General features: G+C 38.2%; 1 pseudogene. It reads left to right on the top strand.

Features of this window, described 5'->3' with window-relative positions:
* Window positions 1-533 precede the first annotated feature (533 nt).
* Window positions 534-770, top strand: a pseudogene (locus ACWHAR_RS26145) (arabinoxylan arabinofuranohydrolase); the annotation flags it as partial.

Here is a 770-nt window from a genome sequence, read left to right as displayed (position 1 = left end):
TGAAAAAGCGGGTATACCGCTCAATAATTCTTATACACTTGAAAAAAAGAGCCGCATTGAACGGCTGTTTTTTGTGTCTGAAAACATACAAATATAAACGGAGTGTTAGCCCCATCTTATCAATGAATAAATGTATCCAGTTCCTTTGTAGAATCGAACACTAACTCCTCCAAAAGTTTCTATACACAATTTTTTTAATGATGTAGGATGTTAGATAAAGGGATATATTGGATAATGATGTAATCTCCGTTCAATGTGATTAGTGGGAGGCCATGAACAATCCTGTCTTTTTATTTTCTGGACAATGGTCGCTAGGAATGGGGAAGTTTTTTTGAACAATTTTGAAGGAGTGGTGCGATCTCCTCGAAGAAAGGAGAGAATGGAGACACATGAAGATGAGCTTTCAGAACAAGAACTGGGGGAACATTGCTAAACAGCTTCCGGCTACTTTATGCGTGCAATCTTCGTGACCTGTTGTTATCAAATTCCAAAAGAAAATCCCCCATTTTAAGGAAAAAGGAGGATGTGAAGTGATGAGGAAAAAGTGTAGCGTATGTTTATTTGTTTTTGCTTTACTATTGAGCTGTTTATCTGGAAAGTCTGCGTATGCTGCCACCAGTAGTACAATTGCAAAACATGTAGGGAATTCAAACCCGCTTATCGACCATCATTTGGGCGCAGATCCGATTGCGCTGACCTATAACGGGAGAGTCTATATTTATATGTCAAGTGATGACTATGAATATAATAGCAACGGAACGATTAAAGAT

The sequence above is a fragment of the Bacillus sp. LR--39 genome, from assembly GCF_053613335.1.
Note: the sequence above shows the minus strand (reverse complement) of the source record. Positions and strands in the feature narration are given on the sequence as shown.